Annotated in this window: 17 protein-coding genes, 1 tRNA gene and 1 pseudogene; 12 read left to right on the top strand and 7 right to left on the bottom strand. The window is 61.7% G+C overall.

Features of this window, described 5'->3' with window-relative positions:
* The first annotated feature begins 143 nt into the window (after positions 1-143).
* The 3 genes from BN2475_RS16055 to BN2475_RS16045 all read left to right on the top strand — a co-directional run bounded on the left by BN2475_RS16055 (position 144) and on the right by BN2475_RS16045 (position 3,186).
* Positions 144-1,298: a pyridoxal phosphate-dependent aminotransferase gene (locus tag BN2475_RS16055; RefSeq protein WP_094780495.1), complete on the top strand. Its 1,155-nt coding sequence runs from the start codon at positions 144-146 to the stop codon at positions 1,296-1,298.
* Between the two features lie 116 nt (positions 1,299-1,414).
* Positions 1,415-2,209: an ABC transporter substrate-binding protein gene (locus BN2475_RS16050; RefSeq protein ID WP_094780494.1), complete on the top strand. Its 795-nt coding sequence runs from the start codon at positions 1,415-1,417 to the stop codon at positions 2,207-2,209.
* A gap of 131 nt (positions 2,210-2,340) precedes the next feature.
* Positions 2,341-3,186: an AraC family transcriptional regulator gene (locus BN2475_RS16045; protein WP_094780493.1), complete on the top strand. Its 846-nt coding sequence runs from the start codon at positions 2,341-2,343 to the stop codon at positions 3,184-3,186.
* Between the two features lie 75 nt (positions 3,187-3,261).
* Here BN2475_RS16045 and BN2475_RS16040 read toward each other — a convergent pair whose 3' ends face one another.
* Positions 3,262-3,849: a LysE family translocator gene (locus tag BN2475_RS16040; RefSeq protein WP_094780492.1), complete on the bottom strand. Its 588-nt coding sequence runs from the start codon at positions 3,847-3,849 to the stop codon at positions 3,262-3,264.
* A gap of 338 nt (positions 3,850-4,187) precedes the next feature.
* On the opposite strand from BN2475_RS16040, the gene BN2475_RS16035 reads away from it, so the two are divergent.
* Positions 4,188-4,562 carry a nucleotide pyrophosphohydrolase gene (locus tag BN2475_RS16035; RefSeq protein ID WP_094780491.1) on the top strand — a complete coding sequence of 125 codons (375 nt, stop codon included), beginning with the start codon at positions 4,188-4,190 and terminating at the stop codon, positions 4,560-4,562.
* A 345-nt stretch (positions 4,563-4,907) separates the two neighbouring features.
* Here the strand turns inward: BN2475_RS16035 and BN2475_RS16025 are convergent, their stop codons facing one another.
* Together BN2475_RS16025 and BN2475_RS16020 are read right to left on the bottom strand one after the other, a co-directional pair.
* The gene (locus tag BN2475_RS16025) at positions 4,908-5,462 is read right to left on the bottom strand and encodes a hypothetical protein (RefSeq protein ID WP_094780489.1); all 555 of its coding nucleotides are present in this window, start codon (positions 5,460-5,462) and stop codon (positions 4,908-4,910) included.
* Positions 5,463-5,625: 163 nt separating this feature from the next.
* Positions 5,626-5,701: transfer RNA gene (locus BN2475_RS16020), tRNA-Lys, on the bottom strand.
* 213 nt (positions 5,702-5,914) lie between these two features.
* Here BN2475_RS16020 and BN2475_RS16015 point away from each other — a divergent pair.
* A pseudogene (locus BN2475_RS16015) lies at positions 5,915-6,318 on the top strand (PaaI family thioesterase).
* Between the two features lie 36 nt (positions 6,319-6,354).
* Complete coding sequence (locus tag BN2475_RS16010; RefSeq protein WP_094780488.1) at positions 6,355-7,221, top strand: patatin-like phospholipase family protein; 867 nt, start codon at positions 6,355-6,357, stop codon at positions 7,219-7,221.
* Between the two features lie 107 nt (positions 7,222-7,328).
* On the opposite strand, the gene BN2475_RS16005 is transcribed toward BN2475_RS16010, so the two are convergent.
* The gene (locus tag BN2475_RS16005) at positions 7,329-8,342 is read right to left on the bottom strand and encodes a D-2-hydroxyacid dehydrogenase family protein (RefSeq protein ID WP_094780613.1); all 1,014 of its coding nucleotides are present in this window, start codon (positions 8,340-8,342) and stop codon (positions 7,329-7,331) included.
* A 380-nt stretch (positions 8,343-8,722) separates the two neighbouring features.
* Between BN2475_RS16005 and BN2475_RS16000 the strand changes: the two genes are divergently transcribed.
* Together BN2475_RS16000 and BN2475_RS15995 are read left to right on the top strand one after the other, a co-directional pair.
* On the top strand, positions 8,723-10,579 hold the full coding sequence (locus BN2475_RS16000; protein WP_094780487.1) for a phosphoenolpyruvate carboxykinase (GTP): 1,857 nt from the start codon (positions 8,723-8,725) through the stop codon (positions 10,577-10,579).
* A 344-nt stretch (positions 10,580-10,923) separates the two neighbouring features.
* Positions 10,924-12,024, top strand: a complete 1,101-nt coding sequence (locus BN2475_RS15995; RefSeq protein WP_094780486.1) for a LysR family transcriptional regulator — start codon at positions 10,924-10,926, stop codon at positions 12,022-12,024.
* A gap of 144 nt (positions 12,025-12,168) precedes the next feature.
* Here the strand turns inward: BN2475_RS15995 and BN2475_RS15990 are convergent, their stop codons facing one another.
* From BN2475_RS15990 to dprA, 3 genes are all read right to left on the bottom strand, one after another.
* Positions 12,169-14,853, bottom strand: coding sequence for a DNA topoisomerase III (locus BN2475_RS15990; protein WP_094780485.1), 2,685 nt, complete (start codon positions 14,851-14,853; stop codon positions 12,169-12,171).
* 255 nt (positions 14,854-15,108) lie between these two features.
* Complete coding sequence (locus tag BN2475_RS15985; protein WP_094780484.1) at positions 15,109-15,486, bottom strand: thioredoxin family protein; 378 nt, start codon at positions 15,484-15,486, stop codon at positions 15,109-15,111.
* 70 nt (positions 15,487-15,556) lie between these two features.
* A complete protein-coding gene (gene dprA, locus BN2475_RS15980; RefSeq protein ID WP_094780483.1) occupies positions 15,557-16,837 on the bottom strand; it encodes a DNA-processing protein DprA in 1,281 nt (426 codons plus the stop codon).
* Positions 16,838-17,077: 240 nt separating this feature from the next.
* On the opposite strand from dprA, the gene def reads away from it, so the two are divergent.
* The 4 genes from def (at position 17,078) to htpX (ending at position 20,342) form a co-directional block, all read left to right on the top strand.
* Entirely contained in the window at positions 17,078-17,581 is a 504-nt protein-coding gene (gene def, locus BN2475_RS15975; protein ID WP_094780482.1) for a peptide deformylase, read from the top strand.
* Positions 17,582-17,612: 31 nt separating this feature from the next.
* The gene (gene fmt, locus BN2475_RS15970) at positions 17,613-18,626 is read left to right on the top strand and encodes a methionyl-tRNA formyltransferase (protein WP_094780481.1); all 1,014 of its coding nucleotides are present in this window, start codon (positions 17,613-17,615) and stop codon (positions 18,624-18,626) included.
* A 114-nt stretch (positions 18,627-18,740) separates the two neighbouring features.
* The gene (locus BN2475_RS15965) at positions 18,741-19,382 is read left to right on the top strand and encodes a LysE family translocator (protein WP_094780480.1); all 642 of its coding nucleotides are present in this window, start codon (positions 18,741-18,743) and stop codon (positions 19,380-19,382) included.
* 102 nt (positions 19,383-19,484) lie between these two features.
* A complete protein-coding gene (gene htpX, locus BN2475_RS15960; protein WP_094780479.1) occupies positions 19,485-20,342 on the top strand; it encodes a zinc metalloprotease HtpX in 858 nt (285 codons plus the stop codon).
* The last annotated feature ends 146 nt before the right edge of the window (positions 20,343-20,488 follow it).

Genomic DNA, 20,488 nt, shown 5'->3' with positions numbered 1-20,488 from the left:
CCATGAGGTGAGCGCATGCCGCGCATGACAAAGTTTCGATTGTGACGGCTCGTTGGCTGATGCTTAATCACCAAACCGGAAGGACCGCCGCGCATGCGGCCGTCCGCGAATCCGCCGCCGGATGGAGAAAGGGAGAAAGCCTTATGCAGAGCGCCATGCAAGCCCGCTCGAAACTGCCTGACGTAGGCACCACGATTTTTACCGTGATCGGTCAACTGGCCGCGCAATACGACGCGCTGAACCTGTCGCAAGGCGCCCCGAATTTTGCGCCGGACGCGAAACTGATCGACGGTGTCGCGCGAGCCATGCGCGCCGGTCACAATCAGTACGCGCCGATGGCCGGCATCGTCGCGTTGCGCGAAGCGCTCGCCGACAAGGTCGAAACGCTGTACGGCGTACGCTACGATCCTGCCAGCGAAGTGACCGTGATCGCCAGCGCGAGCGAGGGGTTGTATTCGACGATCAGCGCACTGGTGCACCCCGGCGATGAGGTGATCTACTTCGAGCCGTCGTTCGACAGCTATGGGCCGATCGTCCGGCTGCAAGGCGCGACGCCGGTGGCGATCAAGCTGTCCTTGAGCGATTTCCGCGTGGACTGGGACGAAGTGGCCGCGGCGATCACGCCGAAGACCCGCATGATCATCATCAACACGCCGCACAATCCGACCGCGACCGTGTTCAGCGAGGCCGACATCGCACGGCTGAAGGCCATCACACGCAACACCGATATCGTGATTCTCGCCGACGAAGTCTACGAGCACGTGGTGTTCGACGGCGCCAGGCATCAGAGCATGGCTTGCGACGCCGAGCTCGCGCAGCGCAGCGTGATCGTGTCTTCGTTCGGCAAGTCGTATCACGTGACCGGTTGGCGCGTCGGCTATTGCCTCGCGCCCGCCGCGCTGATGGACGAAATTCGCAAGGTCCATCAATTCATGGTGTTCTCCGCCGATACGCCGATGCAGCACGCGTTCGTTGACGCATTGGCCAATCGCGAAAGTTATCTTGGCCTGTCCGCGTTCTATCAGAAGAAACGCGATCTGCTCACGCATGCGCTGCGCGATTCGCGCTTCGAGTTGTTGCCGAGCGAAGGCAGCTTCTTCATGCTCGCGCGTTTTCGCGGCTTTTCAGATGAAAGCGACAGCGATTTCGTGCTGCGCCTGATTCGCGATGCGCGTGTCGCGACGATTCCGTTGTCGGCGTTCTACACTGACGGCACGGATTCCGGCTTGATCCGTCTGAGCTTCTCGAAGGACGACGCGACGTTGATCGAAGGCGCGCGGCGTTTGTGTGAGATCTGAGTGCGCCAATGCGGCCCGTGTCGGCCGCTTTTTGAACGCAGTATGATCGTCGCGCCGTCATGCACCAGCGCGTTGCAGGTGGCGTTACGACAATATCAAAGGAAAGGGGATCCGTTATGAAGTTGCTCAAGCCTCTATTGGCGCTTGCCTGTGCATGCGCGTCGTTCGCGGCGTCGTCCGCGGCGAGCGCAGCCGACACCTCGACGCTGCGTTTCGGACTCGAAGCACAGTATCCGCCGTTCGAATCGAAAGGCCCGAATGGCGAGCTGCAAGGGCTCGATATCGACGTCGGCAATGCGGTCTGTGCCGCTGCGCATATGACGTGCAAATGGGTCGAGACCTCGTTCGATGGACTGATCCCCGCGTTGCAGGGACGCAAGTTCGACGCGATCAATTCGGCGATGAACGCGACTGAACAACGTCGTCAGGCGATCGATTTCACCACAGTCGTATATCGCGTGCCGACGCAATTGATCGCCCGACGCGACAGTGGACTGCTGCCGACGCCCGAGTCGTTGAAGGGCAAGCGTGTGGGCGTGCTGCAGGCATCGATTCAGGAAAACTTCGCGAAAACGCATTGGGAGCCGGCCGGTGTGACTGTCGTGCCGTATCAGGATCAGAACCAGGTGTATGCCGATCTGCTCGCGGGTCGCCTCGATGCGACGCTGGTGCTGGCGCCCGCGGGACAAACAGGCTTTCTGTCGAAGCCGACCGGCAAGGACTATGCGTTTGTCGGTCAGCCGGTGCGGGACGACAAGATTCTCGGCAGCGGCATTGCGTACGGGATTCGCAAGGGCGATACGGCGCTGCGCGATCAGTTGAATGCGGCCATCGCGAAGGTCCAGGCCGACGGGACGGTGAAGACGCTGGCTGCGAAATATCTCGGCAATATCGACGTGACCGCGAAGTGATCGCGGTGAGCGTGCGCACGCGCCGTAGCCGTTGAGCCTTGCGCGAGCCGGCTTGTTGATAGGACGGTTGGCGGCTACGATACGTAGGCTACGCGGTGGCGAGGTCGACGTAAGTATCGGAGAGCGTGCGAATGAGCGAGATGATCGAAGCGGCGGGTCGGATGAAGCGTGCTTCTACGCCGAAGTTCTGGCGCAGTGACGCGCTGCCGTTCATCGAAGCGCGCTCCATCGAGGACGGTCGCGAGGTCTGCTATGCCCGGCACTCGCATGAAACGTTTTCGATCGGCGCGGTCACTGGCGGGCGTAGCGTGTATGTGAATCGCCACGCGAGTGAATGGATCGGCGCGGGCGCGGTCGTGATGATGAACCCGGACGACGTGCATGCATGCAATCCGGTGGCCAACGAGCGCTGGTCGTATCGCATGCTGCATGTCGACGTTGCGTGGCTCACCGGGCTGCAACACGAACTGGGCTTCAGCGCGAATCACGCGTTTCGTGCGTTCTCTCAAACCATGACGCTGGACCCGGCGTTGTTCGATGGCTTGAACCGGCTGTGTGCGATTCTGGTCGATGTCGACGCCGAAACGCTGCGCAAGGAAAGCGCGGCGATTGCGTTCTTCTCCGAGGTGCAACAGAAGCTGAATCCTGCGCCGTTGGCGGATTGCGATGCGAGCCGTCAACTCACGCGGGCGGCGGAGTACATCGCCGAAAACTGCACGCGTGCTTTGAAACTCGAAGACGTTTGCAAGGCGGCCGAGCTGTCCACCTCGCATCTGATTCGCGCGTTCAAACAGCGCTACGGCATGACGCCACACGCGTATCTGATCAATCGACGCATTCAGTACAGCCGCGCGCAGCTCAGGCGCGGCCGTCTGATCGCGGACGTCGCGCTCGACGCCGGTTTCGCCGACCAGGCGCATTTGCAGCGGACTTTCAAGCGGCTGGTCGCGGCGACGCCGGGGCAGTATCGCAACTGAGCCTGCGACTGCGCTGATCCGCGCAGTCCATGCGCCATGTCGCTCATGTCACTCGTGTCACTCACGTCACTCACGTCACTCCATCAGCAGATACAGCGCGCTGGCCGCGAGGAGCGCCGCCATGACGCGATTGAATAGCCTGATGCGCCGCGGGTTCTGCAAGTGTCTGCGCAGAAACGTGCCGGCATATGCCCAACTGCCAATCGACAGGTAGCAGATCACGAAGTACAGCGCGGTGAATTGCCAGAGGAGCGCGCTGTCGCCGTTGGCCGCGTAGGCGCCCATGCCGGCTAGCGAGGCGAGCCAGGCTTTCGGGTTGAGCCATTGCATCGCCGCGCCATAGGCGAAGGACGGCCCGCGGGCCGGTTTGTCGGCGCCGAGCTGACCGTCGTCGATGGCGAGTTTGCAGGCCATGTAGAGCAGGAAACCGACGCCGGCCCATTTGACGACATCGATCAGGCTTGGCAAGCGGGCGAGCAGCTCATGCAAGCCCAGGCCGATGAGCAGAAGCAGCACGGTAAAGCCGACGGTCGCACCGGTGACGTGCCGCATGCTCGCAGCGAGCCCGTGCTGGGCGCCGGCGCTGAGCGCGACGACGTTCACCGGGCCGGGGGAAATGGAACTGGCGAGCGCGAAGGCGGCCATTGAAAGTAGTACGGTCATTTGATGCCTCGATACGTGAGTGCGCGGGGATGAATTGCGACGGTCAACGGTATCGGGCGATGGGGTGGCTGTATTGAAGGAAATTGCTTTGCGGGGCGTTGATCCGTGGGCGCGGAAAAGCAAAAAGCCCGGTCACGAGGACCGGGCTTTTTGCTTTGAATCTTTGGTGGGGCTTGGTGGTGCCGAAATCGTTCAACGAGCACGGCACAATGCAGCGTAAGCAAATCTTGAGATAAGCTCATGTCGAACCGCGCAGCGAGAGACGAAGCTGGTGATACCAAATGTTCGTCTCCGCGCCCAATGCCGCATCAAAACACTGTACCCCGCGAGATGACGAAATGATCGAACCAACCGTCCGCAGCGATTTGACAGATCTACGAAATAGGATGCGTAGCTTTACGCAGGAACGGAACTGGGAACAGTTTCACTCCCCCAAAAATCTGGCAATGGCACTCAACGTTGAGGCCAGCGAGTTGCTGGAGCCGTTCCAATGGCTGACTTCAGGCGAACGTGATGAGTTGGGAGACGCGAAACTGGTGTCCGTCCGTCACGAAATGGCCGATGTGCTGCTGTATCTGGTCCGGATGGCGGACCGGCTAAATATTGACCTGTACCAGGCGTCTCTCGAGAAGCTGGCGCTCAACGGGCAGAAGTATCCGGCCGACATGTGCCGAGGAAGTTCGCAGAAATATACGGAATATAAAAACAGATGAGACTCTGTGCGAACCACGTTGGATGTTTCTTTGATTATTTCGGCAGGAAGCGGGTAGGGTGTGGTTTCGTGGCCGGCATGACTACAGGTACGCCGTCGAGCTTTATGCCTTACCTGACGTCGATTGATTCGGAGCACTCGTTCTTTAAGCCGCTTTGACTTGAATGGAGCGTTCGCTTCCAAATGCAGATCACTGCATTGACACTCGTCCCGAAGACCCGTCTCGTCAGCTTCTCAGGGACTACGTCGGCAGGACCGCATCGCGAACGGTTGGCGCGTTCCTCAGGGCCTTCCGCAATGGCGGCAAGGTGGCGAAATACCGCGACGGCTCGAAGGCGAGTGCCGCCTAGGGATTGCTACTGGTTGAGAGAAGCGAGTGCAGTTTTTTAAATTCGCCGGGGCGTAGGCGTCGATCTCTCGCCTCGCTGCCGGACGGTTTGCGGATGTTCTTCAAAGGGTTCATCAACGCCTCCATGCCCCATTCCTTCCGGGCGATTTCGAAGAGGTGGCTGATGACCTGGAGCTCGAGCCGAATGGTGTTTTCTGCGCGCCCGGCTGCTCTGCGTTCGTCTCGATACTTCCCGAAATCTGCGCCGCGCAAGTTGGCTAGAGTTCGATGCGACAGGTGATTGTCGATCCAGCGTTGGATACGTCGGTTTTCCTGATAGGGGTGGCGTTTCTCGGGGACGATCTCGCGGCGGTACCGCTCCAACGCTTCGCTGAGCGTGGTTCGCTCAGCTTCCGTACGATCGAGGTACGCCCCGCCGTCCATCTCCGACTCCACCCGCCTCGCCCATTGCTGCGCCTGCTGCTTGGTGTCGAACGATCGATAGACGGGTTTGTAACCGCGTCGGCGGATTTCAGCGCGCCAGTAGGCGCCGCGCTGGCTGATATAGGCCATTTCCAGACTCCATGCGAAAGATTGAAATCGCTTGGTCTGAATTCTTCCGTTCCGGCAGTTTTCCGGCAAAGGCCAGTTTTTGACGCCTATCCACGCGGACTATAGACGAAAAAAAAGCACCAACGCTTTCGCGCAAGTGCTTGATTTCCTATAGCTAATTCGGTGGTGGGGCGTGAGTGACTCGAACACTCGACCTACGGATTAAGAGTCCGCTGCTCTACCAACTGAGCTAACGCCCCAAGAGAAGCGAAATTATGCAGTAACTTTTCGAGCTTGCCAAGTCCCTTTAGCAGATTTCTTAAAAATGTTCGTATGAGCAGAGGCTTTGCAGGGTTCGAGCTTTCCCTCGACACGCGTCGCGATCTTGAAAAACCACCGCCGTCACCGCCCCGGTATCATGTCGCGGACACCTGACGCGCGAAGCGCCGCGTCGCTTTCAACCGGGAACCGCCATGGATGACAAAGAGGTTATCGAGTTACTCGACCGCATCTTCGCGCCATGGGTCCATGCACTCACGCTGACCCCAGCCAAGACCCACAAAGAAAGTGCAACGCTGCGCCTGCCGTTTTCCGGCGACTCGCGCCATTCGGGCGGCGCGATCTGCGAGCAGGTGTTCCATAGCGGCCGCCGACACGGCGATGATCGTCGCCATTTCGGCCGCGCTCGGAGGCTTCAAGCCGATGAGCACGATGTCGCTCAATATCAATTTCATGCGCGGTCCGCAAAGTCGACGTGCTGATCACCGCACGCGTGTTGCGCATGGGCCGCAATCTGGTGTTCGCCGAAGTCGAATTGTTCGATGAATCCAACACCACGTTCGCCCACGCAACCACAACCTGCGCGCTGCTCGACTAAAACAAAGCAGCAAGCCGCATCAGAGGAAAAGCAAGGATGTTCGATCAGGTCGTATTCGCCGGCGGTGGCAATCGCTGCTGGTGGCAGGCGGGTTTCTGGGACGTGGTGCAGCCGGCGTTGCATATCCGGCCGCGCGTTATCACCGGCATTTCGGCCGGCGCCGCCACCGCGTGCATGCTCTACACGCGTGATTCGGACTGGGTGATGCGCTATTACCAGGACGCGCTGCGACACAACACCCGCAATGCCTACTGGGGCAACCTGCTGCGTGGCGAGTCGGTGTTTCCGCATTACCGGATCTATCGGCAGGCACTGCTCGACATCTACGGCGAGAAGTTTTCGACACTCGCCGATGCGCCGGAAATTCGCATCGGCGTGTCTCATCTGCCGCGCTGGCTCGGTGCGCGCAGCGCGGTCGCCGCGGGTCTGATCGCGTACAACATCGAAAAATATGTGCGCAAGACGCTGCATCCAACCTTGGGGCAGACGCTTGGCTTTCATCCGGAATTCGTGCGCGCGCAGGATTGCGCGAGCGTCGAGGATCTCGCGGATCTGATCCTGCAATCATCGAGTACCCCGCCGTTCACGCCGGTTCTGCGGCGCAACGGCCGGCCGGTGCTGGACGGCGGCATGGTCGATAACGTGCCGGTCGGCGCGCTCGACGCCGATGTACCCGGCAACGTGCTGGTGATGGTCACGCGCCTCTATCCGCGGCCGCAGATGTTCGTCGTGCCGCACGGCGTGCAGCAACGGCTCTATGTGCAGCCGTCGCGCAAGGTGCCGATCTCGAGCTGGGATTACACGAGCCCTTCGCAGATGGTGCATGCGTACAACCTCGGCCGCACCGATGGCGAGACCCTCCTCGAACGCATACCCGAACTGCTGGAAGCTGGCGCGCACTAAGCGCGCTGACCTGAGCGGCGGTGTGGCTCGCGTGGGCCGCGCATCAGGCGAGCGGCGAGACCATCTTGCCTGATACGCGGCCCGGCGCCACGGAGCGCGGCTGTCAATTACCGCCGACGCGCACCCTGCAACGCTTCCGGATTGGCCACGCTTGCCGTGTCGCCAGCGTCGAAGGCCAGGATGTTCTGGAACGCCGCGGTGAAATACAGCTCGTAGCTCTCGCGTTCCACATAGCCGATGTGCGGCGTGCAGATCACGTTCTCCATCCGCAACAAGCTGTAGCCCTGCAGGATCGGCTCGCTTTCGTAGACGTCGATGGCAACCATCCCCGGACGGTTGTGCGACAGCGCATTCACCAGCGCGTTTTCGTCAAGCAGCTCGGCCCGGCTCGTGTTCACGAGCAACGCCGTCGGCTTCATGCGCATCAAGTCTTCCTGCTTGACGATGCCGCGCGTGTCGTCGTGCAGGCGCAGGTGCAACGACAGCACGTCGCTCTGCTCGAACAGCGCTTCGCGGCTTTCGGCGACGCTATAGCCGTCGGCGAGCGCGGCTTCACGCGAATGCTCGCGACCCCAGATCAGCACGTTCATCCCAAACGCTTTGCCGTAGCCGGCAACCAGACGGCCGATCTTGCCATAACCCCAGATCCCCAACGTCTGACCACGCAACACCTGACCCAGACCGAAGTTCGGCGGCAGCGCCGACGTCTTCAGGCCGGATTGCTGCCAGGCGCCTTGTTTAAGGTTAGCTACGTATTGCGGAATGCGACGCTGCGCGGCCATGATGAGAGCCCACGTCAGCTCGGCCGGCGCGAACGGCGAGCCGCTGCCTTCCAGCACGGCGACGCCTCGCTCGGTACACGCCGCGAGATCGATATGGCTGGACACTCTGCCAGTCTGGCTGATCATGCGCAAACGCGGCAGCTTGTCGAGCAGTTGCGAGTTGATGCGGGTCCGTTCGCGAATCAGAACGAGCGCGTCGACTTCGGCAAGACGGCTTGCCAGTTGGCCTAGACCTCGGACCGTGTTGTTGAAAACTTTGACTTCGTGGTCGGCCAGCAGTTGAAAGCAGTCGAGCTTGCGAACGGCGTCCTGGTAATCGTCGAGGATGGCAATCTTCATGGTATGTGTCTTGCGGCGCACCATGGCGGTGCGCGACGGAGTGTTATGCTGACGGTCCCGTCATGTGGCCTGGGTCACATGGCGGTCTGGCTGAATGCCTTACCGTAGGTACTGATGCAAAGTACGGCAGTGCCCCGCTAAGGCCGATTGCCATCGTTTTTAACAGTTTGTTGCGTGTTGAGGCAAGCCGCTTTACAGACGGTTGCAGAAGCCCCGTCAGTAGGGCGTCTCCGCGCGGCGGGCTGTGTGGCCCAGATGACTTGCACAATCGCGCGTCGGGGCGATAGAAGCCTCGGCATGATGGATTGAAATGCCTCTCGCATACAGCGTCACTGGGCTTGTACCGTTTTTTCCATTGCTATCAAAACGGAGACAGGTCGATGAACCATCCCACATTCGAAGGACAATCCACCATCGAGGCGCCCGCCTGGGTCAAACACCGGAAATTGATCGACTGGGTCCGACGGGTTGCCGCGCTGACCAAGCCGGACAAAATCGTTTGGTGTGACGGCTCGCAGGAAGAGTACGACCGCCTGTGCGCGCAGATGGTCGAAGCGGGCACGCTCAGGAAACTCAATCCAGCCAAACGTCCCAATTCTTACCTGGCATGGTCCGATCCTTCGGACGTGGCGCGCGTCGAGGATCGCACCTTCATCTGCTCGCAACGCGCGGAAGACGCCGGTCCCACCAACAACTGGATCGCCCCGGTTGAAATGCGCGCGACGCTCGACGGCCTGTTCGACGGCGCGATGCGCGGCCGCACGATGTACGTGGTGCCGTTTTCGATGGGTCCGCTCGGCTCGCCGATCGCGCACATCGGCGTCGAGTTGAGCGACAGTCCGTATGTGGTGACCAATATGCGCATCATGACGCGCATGGGCCGCAAGGTGTACGACGTGCTGGGCGAAGACGGCGAGTTCGTGCCGTGTGTCCATTCGGTTGGCGCGCCGCTCGCGGCGGGCGCGAAAGACGTGCCGTGGCCGTGCAACAAAACCAAGTACATCGTCCATTTTCCTGAATCGCGCGAAATCTGGAGCTTCGGCTCGGGCTACGGCGGAAATGCGCTGCTTGGCAAGAAATGTTTCGCGCTGCGCATTGCGTCGACCATGGGCCGCGACGAAGGCTGGCTCGCCGAGCACATGCTGATTCTCGGCGTGACTTCGCCGCAAGGGCGCAAGCATCACGTCGCGGCGGCTTTCCCGTCGGCATGCGGCAAGACCAACTTCGCGATGCTGATCCCGCCGCAAGGTCTGAACGGCTGGAAAATCTCCACGATCGGCGACGATATCGCCTGGATCAAGCCGGGTAAGGACGGCCGTCTGTACGCGATCAATCCGGAGGCCGGGTATTTCGGCGTCGCGCCCGGCACGAGCGAGAAGACCAACTTCAACGCGATGGCCACGCTGAAGGAAAACGTGATCTTCACGAACGTGGCGCTGACCGACGACGGCGACGTCTGGTGGGAAGGCATGACCGACGAGCCGCCCGCGCATCTGATCGACTGGCAGGGTCAGGACTGGACGCCCGCCAGCGCGAAGCAAAGCGGCCGCAAGGCGGCCCACCCGAACGCGCGCTTCACGGCGCCGGCTTCGCAATGCCCGTCGATCGATGCGGACTGGGAGAATCCAGCGGGCGTCGCGATCGACGCGTTCATCTTCGGCGGCCGGCGTTCCACCACCGTGCCGCTCGTGACCGAAGCACGCAACTGGGTCGAAGGCGTCTATATGGCGGCCACCATGGGCTCCGAAACGACCGCCGCCGCTGCGGGCCAACAGGGCGTGGTACGCCGCGACCCGTTCGCGATGCTGCCGTTCTGCGGCTACAACATGAGCGACTACTTCGGCCACTGGCTGAAGACTGGCGAGCGGCTGGAAAAACTCAGCGCGAAGCTGCCGAAAATCTTCTGCGTCAACTGGTTCCGCAAGGGTGGGGACGGCAAGTTCGTCTGGCCGGGCTTCGGCGAGAACATGCGCGTGTTGAGCTGGATGGTCGGCCGAGTCGAAGGCACGGCCCAAGGCGAGGACCACGCGTTCGGCGTGTCGCCGCACTATGAGGACATCGACTGGACCGGCCTGAACTTCAGCCGTGCACAATTCGAGCAGGTGATCTCAGTCGACGATGCCGCGTGGCGCGAGGAACTGGCGCTGCACACTGCACTCTTTGACACACTGCAACAAGGCTTGCCGGCAGCATTGACGCAAGCTAAACGTACGCTCGAAGGAAAGCTCGCTGCCTAGGCATGTGAGCATTCACTTCGCAGGGAAAGCCGCCTTCGGGCGGCTTTTCTTTTGCGGCCCTGTTTTCGCGCAGCGACTTTTTCGGATCCCGCAATGCCGAAGTCACCTTTACGTCTGTTCGAACAAAAAACGCAATGCAAGCTGCAGCGCAGCAGATTGTTTCGTATCGAGGAACAATCGGCTCCGATGCTCCACATCAGGGAATACAGTCGCAGGAAAATTGGCAATATTTCGTGTTTCGCGGGCAACTTCTGCACGATTTCCCGAGTCGTAGGAGAATTCCAGGTTCGCTTCACTGGTTTTTACTAATTGTCAGGAAGCAGTAACACGGCAGGAGTTGTCTTATGGATCATTTGCAGTCGATGCGAGTTTTCGTCAAAGTGGCGGATCTCGGCAGTTTTGCCCGCGCCGCGGGCGCGATGGATATTTCCAACGCGGTTGCCACCCGTCACGTTGCCGACCTCGAAGGCCGTCTTGGTACGCGGCTGCTCAATCGCACAACCCGCAGCTTGTCTTTGACCGAATCCGGTCAGGTGTATCTCGAGCGGGCGCGCCAGATTCTCGACGAACTGGAAGACGTCGAACAGATGGTGGTCGCGCGCAATCATGAACCGGTTGGCACGTTGCGAATCGTCGCGCCGGTCGTGTTCGGTTTGCATAACCTCGCGCCCGTGCTGCAAACGTACGCGGAGCGCTATCCCAAAGTCATTCCCGATGTCACGCTGGTCGACCGTCAGGTCGATCTGGTCGAAGAAGGTTTCGACGTTGGCGTGGTGATCGCGCGGCAGATGCGCAGCGCAAGCATCGTCACGCGGCGCCTTACCACCGGCTGCATGACCGTCTGCGCCACGCCGGCCTACCTGGAGAAGCACGGCACGCCCACGCGCCCTGAGCATCTGCTGGAACATCCGTGCCTGAGCTTGCCGTCCGAGTATTGGGGCGACGAGCGTGTCTTCACGGGGCCGGAGGGCGAAGTGCGCGTGCGTCCGTCGAACGTGATCGTCGCCAACAACACGGAAATGCTGCGGCAGTTCGCGCTGCTCGGCATGGGCATCGCGATTTTGCCGAGCTACCTGATCGGCCGCGATATGACGCGTGGCAGGCTCGTGCGTTTGCTCGGCGATTACCGGTTGCCACAGGTCGAGATCAACATTGCGTATCCGAGCCGCCGTCACTTGCCGGCCAAGGTGCGTACGTTCATCGATCACCTGGTCGAGCACTTTAGCCAGACGCCGAACAGTCTGCTCGGCGAGCAGTGGATCAAGGACGGCCTCGAGCGGCCCGCCACGTCGGCGGCATTCGATTCCGCGGAATCCATGCCTCCGGAAGCGTTCGACGGCGCCGAGCCGCTGTCGCGGCTGCTGGATAGCGAGTTATCGCCGGTGCCGAAGACTTTGGCAAAAACGGCGAATCGCACCCGACCGACGGCATTGTCGCCGCTGTAAGTACTGGAGCGATCAAGCCCGCAACGCAGGCGTTGGTCTGCGGGCATTAAAAAGGCGCGGTCACATGAAGTGACTGCGCCTTTTTTCATGGCGAAGCGGATCAGGCTGGCCGGAAGCGAATGGCTTGCCGGCCGTCCGCTCGAATTACGAGCCGGTTTTGCGCGCCGTGGTTTTCCTGGCGGGCGCTTTCTTGGCTGCCGCAGTTTTGGCCGCGGGTGTCTTCTTCGCCGCCGCGGTTCGGGTCGCGGCTGCCGTTTTGGCCGCTGCTTTCCTCGCGGCCGGTGCGGCCTCCACCGCCACCGTCGTTTCTTCGTCGTCCGGCTCCGGCGCGGCCTTGGCCGCCCCGGTCTTTGCCGCTGTCTTCGTCGACGGCTCCTTCTTTTCGAATTCGAAGCCGATCTTGCCGTCGTTCTGTTTGACCAGGAACGCCTTGAAGTTACGGCCCGTGCGCGACGACTTGAAGTTCGTCAGCAGGTCAGTCCGGCCATTTTCGAGCAGTTTTGCCATCTGCTCACGGGCAATTTCCTGCTGCAGGATCACCTTGCCCGAGCGGAAGTCGCAAGTCTTCGGATTGGCGACCGAGTTCTCGCAGACGTAGCTCATGCCGTGTTCGAACACACGACCCTTGCACTTCGGACACACGCCCACCGGCTGCTGTTCGGAGAAGTCAGGCGGTTCGCCGTCTTCGCCGCCCCCATCCTGGCCGAAGTCGAACTCGAGCTTGTAGTTCTTGATCTCGTCGTCGAGCGAGAGCTTCAGGATCGCTGAGAACGGTCTGCCCATTTTGCTGCGGAAACCCGACAGCGGTCCGATCGTCTTGTTCTGCAACAGCTCTTCGACTTCCGGAATTTCGAACTGGCGTCCGCCCGGAATCTTCGAAATCGAGAACTCGCATTTCGAGCACGCGAAACGCCGGTAGTTCTCCTTCACCTGACCACCGCAATTCGGACACGGCGTCTGCAAGGTCGCGTAATCGCCCGGGATCGTGTCGGAATCGTATTCCTTCGCGCGCTTCACGATGGTCTGCGTCATGCGGGCGATTTCCTGCATGAACGCGTCGCGCGGCAGATTGCCGCGTTCCATCTGCGACAGCTTGTATTCCCATTCGCCAGTCAGTTCCGGCGCTGTCAGTTCCTTCACGTCGAGGCCGCGCAACAGCGTCATTAGCTGGAAAGCCTTGGCGGTTGGGATCAGATCGCGCCCTTCGCGGATCAGATACTTCTCGCCGAGCAGACCTTCGATGATGGCAGCGCGCGTGGCTGGCGTGCCGAGACCCTTGGCCGCCATCGCCTCGCGCAACTCGTCGTCTTCGACGAGCTTGCCCGCACCTTCCATCGCCGACAGCAAGGTCGCTTCGTTGTAGCGTGCGGGCGGCTTCGTCACCAGCTGCTGGCTGGCGATCTTGTCGGTCTTGACCTTCTCATCCTTCTGCACCGGCACGAGGTTCGCGTCTTCGCCGCTGATTTCGCGGCCGTAGATCTGCAGCCAGCCGGGTTCGACCAGCACTTTGCCTTCGGTCTTGAAGTGATGGCCGACCACTTCCGTGATCCGCGTCGTCACCCGGTATTCGGCGGCCGGGAAGAACACCGACAGGAAACGCTTCACGACGAGGTCGTAGAGCTTCTGTTCCGGCTCGGACAGATTCTTCGGCGCTTGCAGCGTCGGGATGATTGCAAAGTGATCGCTGATCTTCGAGTTGTCGAAGATGCGCTTGTTCGGCTTCACCCAGCCCTTGTCGAGCACCTGCCTGGCAAATGGCAGATAGTTGTTGCTCTCCTTGAGCATGCCGAGCGTCTGCTTGACCGTGTCCATATAGTCTTCCGGCAGCGCGCGAGCGTCGGTCCGGGGATAGGTCAGCACCTTGTGCTTTTCGTACAACGCCTGGGCGAGGCCCAAGGTGTTCTTCGCCGAGAAGCCGAAGCGGCCGTTGGCCTCCCGCTGCAAGCTGGTCAGGTCGAACAGTGCCGGTGACAGTTGCGTGGACGGCTTCGACTCTTCCGTCACGGTGCCGATCTGGCCGCGACACGCAGCGACGATCGTCTCGGCCGCGGGCAGCGACCATAGACGCGAATCGCGTTTTTCCGGGTCGAACTCGTCGCGCTTGAATTTCGGATCGAACCAGCGGCCTTCGTAGAAGCCGGCCGCGCAGACGAACTCCGCTTTGACTTCCCAGTAGTCGCGCGGCACGAAGCGGCGAATCTTCTCTTCGCGCTCGACGACGATCGACAGCGTCGGCGTCTGCACCCGCCCAACCGTGGTCAGGAAGAAGCCGCCGCCCTTGCTGTTGAACGCGGTCATCGCCCGCGTGCCGTTGATGCCGACCAGCCAGTCCGCTTCCGAGCGGCAGCGCGCCGCATCGGCGAGCGGCTGCATCTCTTCGTCGCTGCGCAGACTGGCGAAGCCGTCGCGGATTGCACCGGCCGTCATCGATTGCAGCCAGAGGCGCTGCACCGGCTGCCTGGCTTTGGCGTGCTGCGCGATCAGGCGGAAAATCAGCTCGCCCTCGCGCCCCGCATCGCATGCGTTGATCAGACGATCGACGTCTTTACGCTTGAGCAGCCTGGTCAGCACCTTCAGGCGCGACTCGCTCTTGCTGATCGGGTTGAGGTCGAAATGTGGCGGGATGACGGGCAGATTGGCGAAGCTCCACTTGCCGCGTTTGACCTCGTACTCTTCGGGCGCAGCAATTTCCAGCAGGTGGCCGACTGCCGAGGAAAGGACGTACTCGTCGCTTTCGTAGTATTCGTCATGCTTGGTAAAACCGCCCAAAGCGCGCGCGATGTCGTTCGCGACGGAAGGCTTTTCGGCGATGATCAGTGCTTTGGACATGACTCGATGTGAGGTTGGTAGATCCGGGTTGATGGCCTTGAGTGCGGCAAATTAGCGCGCGACCCTCGTTTGCGACCTTTGCGACCCTTTAACGACCGCTTTATAGCACACGGAGCGAAAGCGACGAGTCAAGTGCCATAAAAGCGCGCCATCATAATTGCGCGTTCAGCGATTGGGCAAGCCATGGCAAAGGCGCTGTGCGCCGCTTCCAACACCTGTGCCGCGCCTTCGGACCCAGCAGGTCAGCCGCCTGGTTCAGGCGGCCGCCAGCGCCGGCCGCAGCTTGGGCGCGCCGCTGATGCCGGGCACGGCCGTCAGGTCCCGCAACATCCGTTCCACGATCGACGCCTGCGGCAAAACGGTACCGAAAAAGCGTGTCGTGACCGAGTCTTCGATCAGGATGGTCGGGAAATTCTCGACATCCAGATCCTCGAAGCGATCCGCGTGGGTTTCGATGTCGATCCATGCGAAACAGATTTCCGGGTGCCGATCCGCCAGCGCGTTGAAGGCGTCGCGATACTCGCGGCAGGTCCCGCACCACTCGGCGCACAGGCAGGCGACGAGCAGCGTGTCGGGTTCATTGATGCGCTCGGCGATCCGGTCCTGATCTGTGTCGAGGTTCAGCGCGGGCATGTCGTGGTTTCCTTGCGTATTTTCTCGGGTGCTTTGGCGCGAATGTAGCATGGTCGATCAACAAGGGGGATCAACTGTGATCGGCGCGGGACTGGCCATGGCTGGCTCGCATGAAGCGGCCGCCGGGCAACGCGGTCACCTGGCCGGCAAGTTCGAGCTGCAGCAATGTCGATTGCAGGGCCGCGTCTTCCATCTCGGTGCGGCTGCCAAGAATTTCAAGCGTGGTGGGTGCGTGACCGAGCGCGGCGAGGAGGCGCTGCGCTTCGGACGTGAGCGGCACGGGTGGCGGCGCGGGCGGTTGTGCAGCCGCGAAGTCGGCCGTGGCTGAATTCGTTGTGTGCGCCGCCAAAATTGCCTGCGCGCCCGAGATTTTGGCCGCCGCTGAACTCCCTGAATCGGGGCTGTCCCACGGAACGGTTTGCCTCGAGTGCGATGCGGCACGGACTGCCGTCCGCCTCGTAAAACCGAGTTCTTCGAGCACCTCTTCGGGCGATTCCACCAGCTTTGCGCCTTGCTTGATGATCCGATGACACCCGCGCGACAGCGGCGCGTGAATCGATCCGGGCAACGCGAAAATATCCCGTCCCATTTCGTTGGCGAGCCGCGCCGTGATCAGTGAACCGGAGCGCATCGCCGCCTCGACGATCAACACGCCGCTGACCAGCCCGGCGATCAAACGATTACGCTGCGGAAAATTGGCGGCGCGGGCGGGTGTGCCGAGCGGCCACTCCGACAGAATCGCGCCCCGCATCGCGATCTGCCGCGCCAGTCCGTGATGCGCCGCCGGATACACGAGATCTGCGCCGGTGCCGATCACCGCGACCGTCCCGCCGATGCCTTCCAGGCCCCCTCGATGCGCGGCGCCGTCGATGCCGAGCGCCAGTCCCGACACGATGGCGATGCCCGCCATCGACAGCTCGCGTGCGAAACGCTCCGCGTCCTCGATGCCTTGCGGCGTCGCGCTACGGCTACCCACCAGCGCAACCGCCCGCGTATGCAGCAGACCGAGCCGGCCCTTTATATATAGCAGCGGCGGTGGATCGGGCATCGTCAACAGTGCGGGCGGGTAAGCGGGGTCGTCGAGCGTGACCACCTGATTGCCGGGTAGCTCGCGCCATGCGATCACCGCGTCGAGCTGGCTGTCGAATTCGGGACCGGTCGGAGCCAGCGCGGCGCGTGCCGCAGCTTCGCCGGCAACCTCGGCAAGCGCTTCAGGCGATTGACTGAAAATCGCCTCGGGCAGCCCGAAAGCGCTCAGCATCAAGCGCAGCGCCGCGGGTTTCAAACCCGGTGCGAGCGACAGCCGCAGCCACGCGGCGAGTTCGAGATCGGTTGCTGGCAAGGTATGCATTGCGAGTCGCTCCCTGCAGGGCCAGCGGGCAGGCGGGCGCCATGCTAAAATTTCATCATCCGAAATAACTGCAGCGCCGCGCCCACCCGCGCGGGCTCGTCGTTTAGCGCACGCGGCGCGTTGAATCGAACCGGTTCAACACCATCTATCCTCGGCGTAATGCGACGGGCTCACAACCTGGCCGAAAGGCCAACGCGAGCTTTCCAACGGCTAGCGGCGTCTGAAATCACACTCGAAATCATGGCTTTACTGAACATCCTCAATTACCCGGACAAACGGCTGCACAAGATCGCCAAGCCGGTCGAAGCGGTCAATGACCGCATCCGCCGCCTCGTTGCGGATATGGCCGAGACCATGTATGCGGCGCCCGGCGTCGGCCTGGCTGCAACCCAGGTGGACGTGCACGAGCGTGTGGTCGTGATCGACGTGTCGGACGCGCACGACCAGTTGCTCGTGTTCATCAATCCGGAAATCGTCTGGGCGAGCGATGAGAGGAAGCTGTCGGAAGAGGGCTGCCTGTCCGTGCCGGGCATCTACGACAACGTCGAGCGCGCCGAGAAAGTGCGCGTGCGGGCGCTGAACGAAAAGGGCGAAACGTTCGAGATGGACTGCGAAGGACTGCTCGCCGTATGCATCCAGCACGAGATGGATCACCTGATGGGCCGCGTATTCGTCGAGTACCTGTCGTCGCTGAAGCAGACGCGGATCAAGAGCAAGATGAAGAAGCTCGCGCACGCAATGTAATGCGCTTCCAACTCGCCTACCCATCCCGTTCATGAGTCATTCATTGCGCGTCATCTTTGCCGGTACGCCGGAGTTCGCCGCGGCCGCGCTGGCCGCGATTCATCACGCCGGTTTTCCAGTGCCACTCGTGCTGAGCCAGCCGGACCGGCCCGCGGGGCGCGGTATGAAAATGCAGGCGAGCCCGGTCAAGCGCTATGCGCAGGAGCATGGGCTCGCCGTCGCGCAGCCGACTTCGTTGCGCCGCGCCGGCAAATATCCGCATGAAGCCGCAGCCGCGATCGATCAGCTGCGCGCGACGCCGCACGACGTGATGGTGGTCGCCGCCTACGGCCTGATCCTGCCGCAGGAAGTGCTCGATATTCCACCGCTCGGCTGCATCAACATTCACGCGTCGTTGTTGCCGCGCTGGCGCGGTGCGGCGCCGATCCATCGCGCGATCGAAGCGGGCGATCCGGAAACCGGCGTCACGCTGATGCAGGTGGACATCGGCCTCGACACCGGCGCAATGATTTCCGAAGTGCGCACGCGGATATCCGCCGATGACACCACGGCCACTTTGCACGACCGCCTCGCGCAAGACGGTGCGAAGTTGATCGTCGACGCGTTGCTCGAACTCGAGCGCAACGGCAAGCTGTCATCGACCCCGCAACCGGCGGACGGCGTGACCTATGCGGAAAAGATCGGCAAGCACGAAGCCGCGCTGGACTGGCGTCGACCGGCAGCGGTCCTCGCGCGCCAGGTGCGCGCGTTCGACCCCTTCCCTGGCGGTGTAGGCACGCTCGAAGACGGCAGCTCGGTCAAGATCTGGGCCGCGGCGGTCGCCGATGCGCAGCACCACAATGCGCCCGGCACCCCCGGCACCCCCGGCACCCCCGGCACCATTACCGACGTCTCGTCCGAAGGCGTGGTCGTCGCGTGCGGAGAAGGCGCGCTGCGTCTGACGCAATTGCAGAAACCCGGCGGCAAGCGCCTGCCAGTGCGCGAGTTCCTGGCCGGTTCGCCGCTGGCCGCGGGACAGCGCTTTCAGTTTCCCGAGGCAAAGTAACGTCGTTGCGCAGATCTTGAAACTCGTCCATTCGGGCGATGCTCAAGGCCACCGCCGCAAGTTCGCAGCGCGTTAGAATTCTCCATGCAACAGCCCCAGCTTTCGAGGATTCCAATGTTCGGCATCACCCATTTCGAGTTTTTCATCGTCGCGGTCTTTCTTTTGAATGTGACGCCCGGCCCGGATACGGCTTATATCGTCGGGCGCAGCGTCGCGCAGGGCCGTGGCGCGGGTCTGATGTCAGCGCTCGGTATCTCGGCGGGGTGCTGCATCCATTCGCTTGCGTGCGCGTTCGGTTTGACCGCGCTGCTTGCCGCGTCGGCCACTGCGTTCACCGTCATCAAATTCGCCGGCGCCATTTATCTGATCTATCTCGGCGCGCGCCTGATTTTCTCCAAACCAGCCGCTGATGCGGCCGCAGGCGCAGCACGCGCGGCCGGTGCGCCCAAATCGTTGAGGCAGTTGTTCCTGCAAGGTTTCTGGACCAACGTGCTGAACCCCAAGGTCGTGCTCTTCTTCGTTTCGTTCTTTCCGCAGTTCGTGACGACCGGCAGCGATCACAAGACGTTCGCCTTCCTCACGCTCGGCGCAGTGTTCGTCCTGATGAGCATGCTCTGGAACAGTTTTGTCGCATGGATCGCGGGCAGCGTGACGCAGCGTTTCTCCGGCAAGCCGTCGGTGAAGCTGTGGCTCGATCGCGGTGTCGGCAGCGCGTTCGTCGGCCTCGGGATCAAGCTTGCGACCGCATCGCGATGATTGAATTTTCCCGACTCGCCCACATCTAACATTCCGCTTACAGAACGCCGCGATTGCGCGGCGCAGATATGAAGCCCGCGCTTAGGGCAAGGAGTTGCAGACATGTTCAACTGGGTCAAAACCGCGATGTTGATGGCCGCGATCACGGCCCTTTTCATCGTGATCGGCGGGATGATCGGCGGATCGCGAGGTATGACGATCGCGCTCGTGATCGCGCTTGGGATGAATTTCTTCTCGTACTGGTTTTCGGACAAGATGGTTCTGCGCATGTACAACGCGCAGGAAGTCGACGAAACCAGCGCGCCGCAGTTCTACCGCATGGTGCGTGATCTCGCCACGCGTGCGAACCTGCCGATGCCGCGCGTCTACCTGATCAACGAAGACGCGCCGAACGCGTTCGCCACGGGGCGTAATCCGGAGCATGCGGCCGTCGCGGCGACCACCGGCATTCTGCGCGTGCTCTCGGAGCGCGAAATGCGCGGGGTGATGGCGCATGAACTGGCGCACGTGAAGCATCGCGACATTCTGATTTCGACGGTGTCCGCGACTATGGCTGGTGCCATTTCCGCGCTGGCGAACTTCGCGATGTTCTTCGGCGGCCGCGACGAAAACGGCCGTCCCGCGAACCCGATCGCCAGCATCGCGGTCGCGTTGCTGGCGCCGATCGCTGGCGCGTTGATTCAGATGGCGATTTCGCGCGCACGTGAATTCGAAGCCGATCGCGGCGGCGCGCAGATTTCCGGCGATCCGCAAGCGCTCGCTTCAGCGCTCGACAAGATCCACCGCTACGCGAGCGGTATTCCGTTTCCTACCGCCGAGCAGCATCCGGCTACCGCGCAGATGATGATCATGAATCCGTTGAGCGGGGGCGGCATCGCGAACCTGTTCTCGACGCACCCGGCTACCGAGGAACGCATCGCGCGGCTGATGGAAATGGCGCGCACGGGGCGCTTCGAATAACGTCCGTCACGGCGTACGTGGGTTGATGAATAGCGGGCCTGCGGGCCCGCTTCAGACTGCTGACAAAGTCCCCCTCAAAGCCTGGCCACGCGCCGGGCTTTGTCGTTTAATGAGCGTCATGCTCAAGAACCCGACACCGATCCAGC

The sequence above is a fragment of the Paraburkholderia ribeironis genome (assembly GCF_900019265.1).
Lineage (GTDB): Bacteria > Pseudomonadota > Gammaproteobacteria > Burkholderiales > Burkholderiaceae > Paraburkholderia > Paraburkholderia ribeironis.
This window is presented reverse-complemented; position numbering and strand designations above follow the sequence as displayed.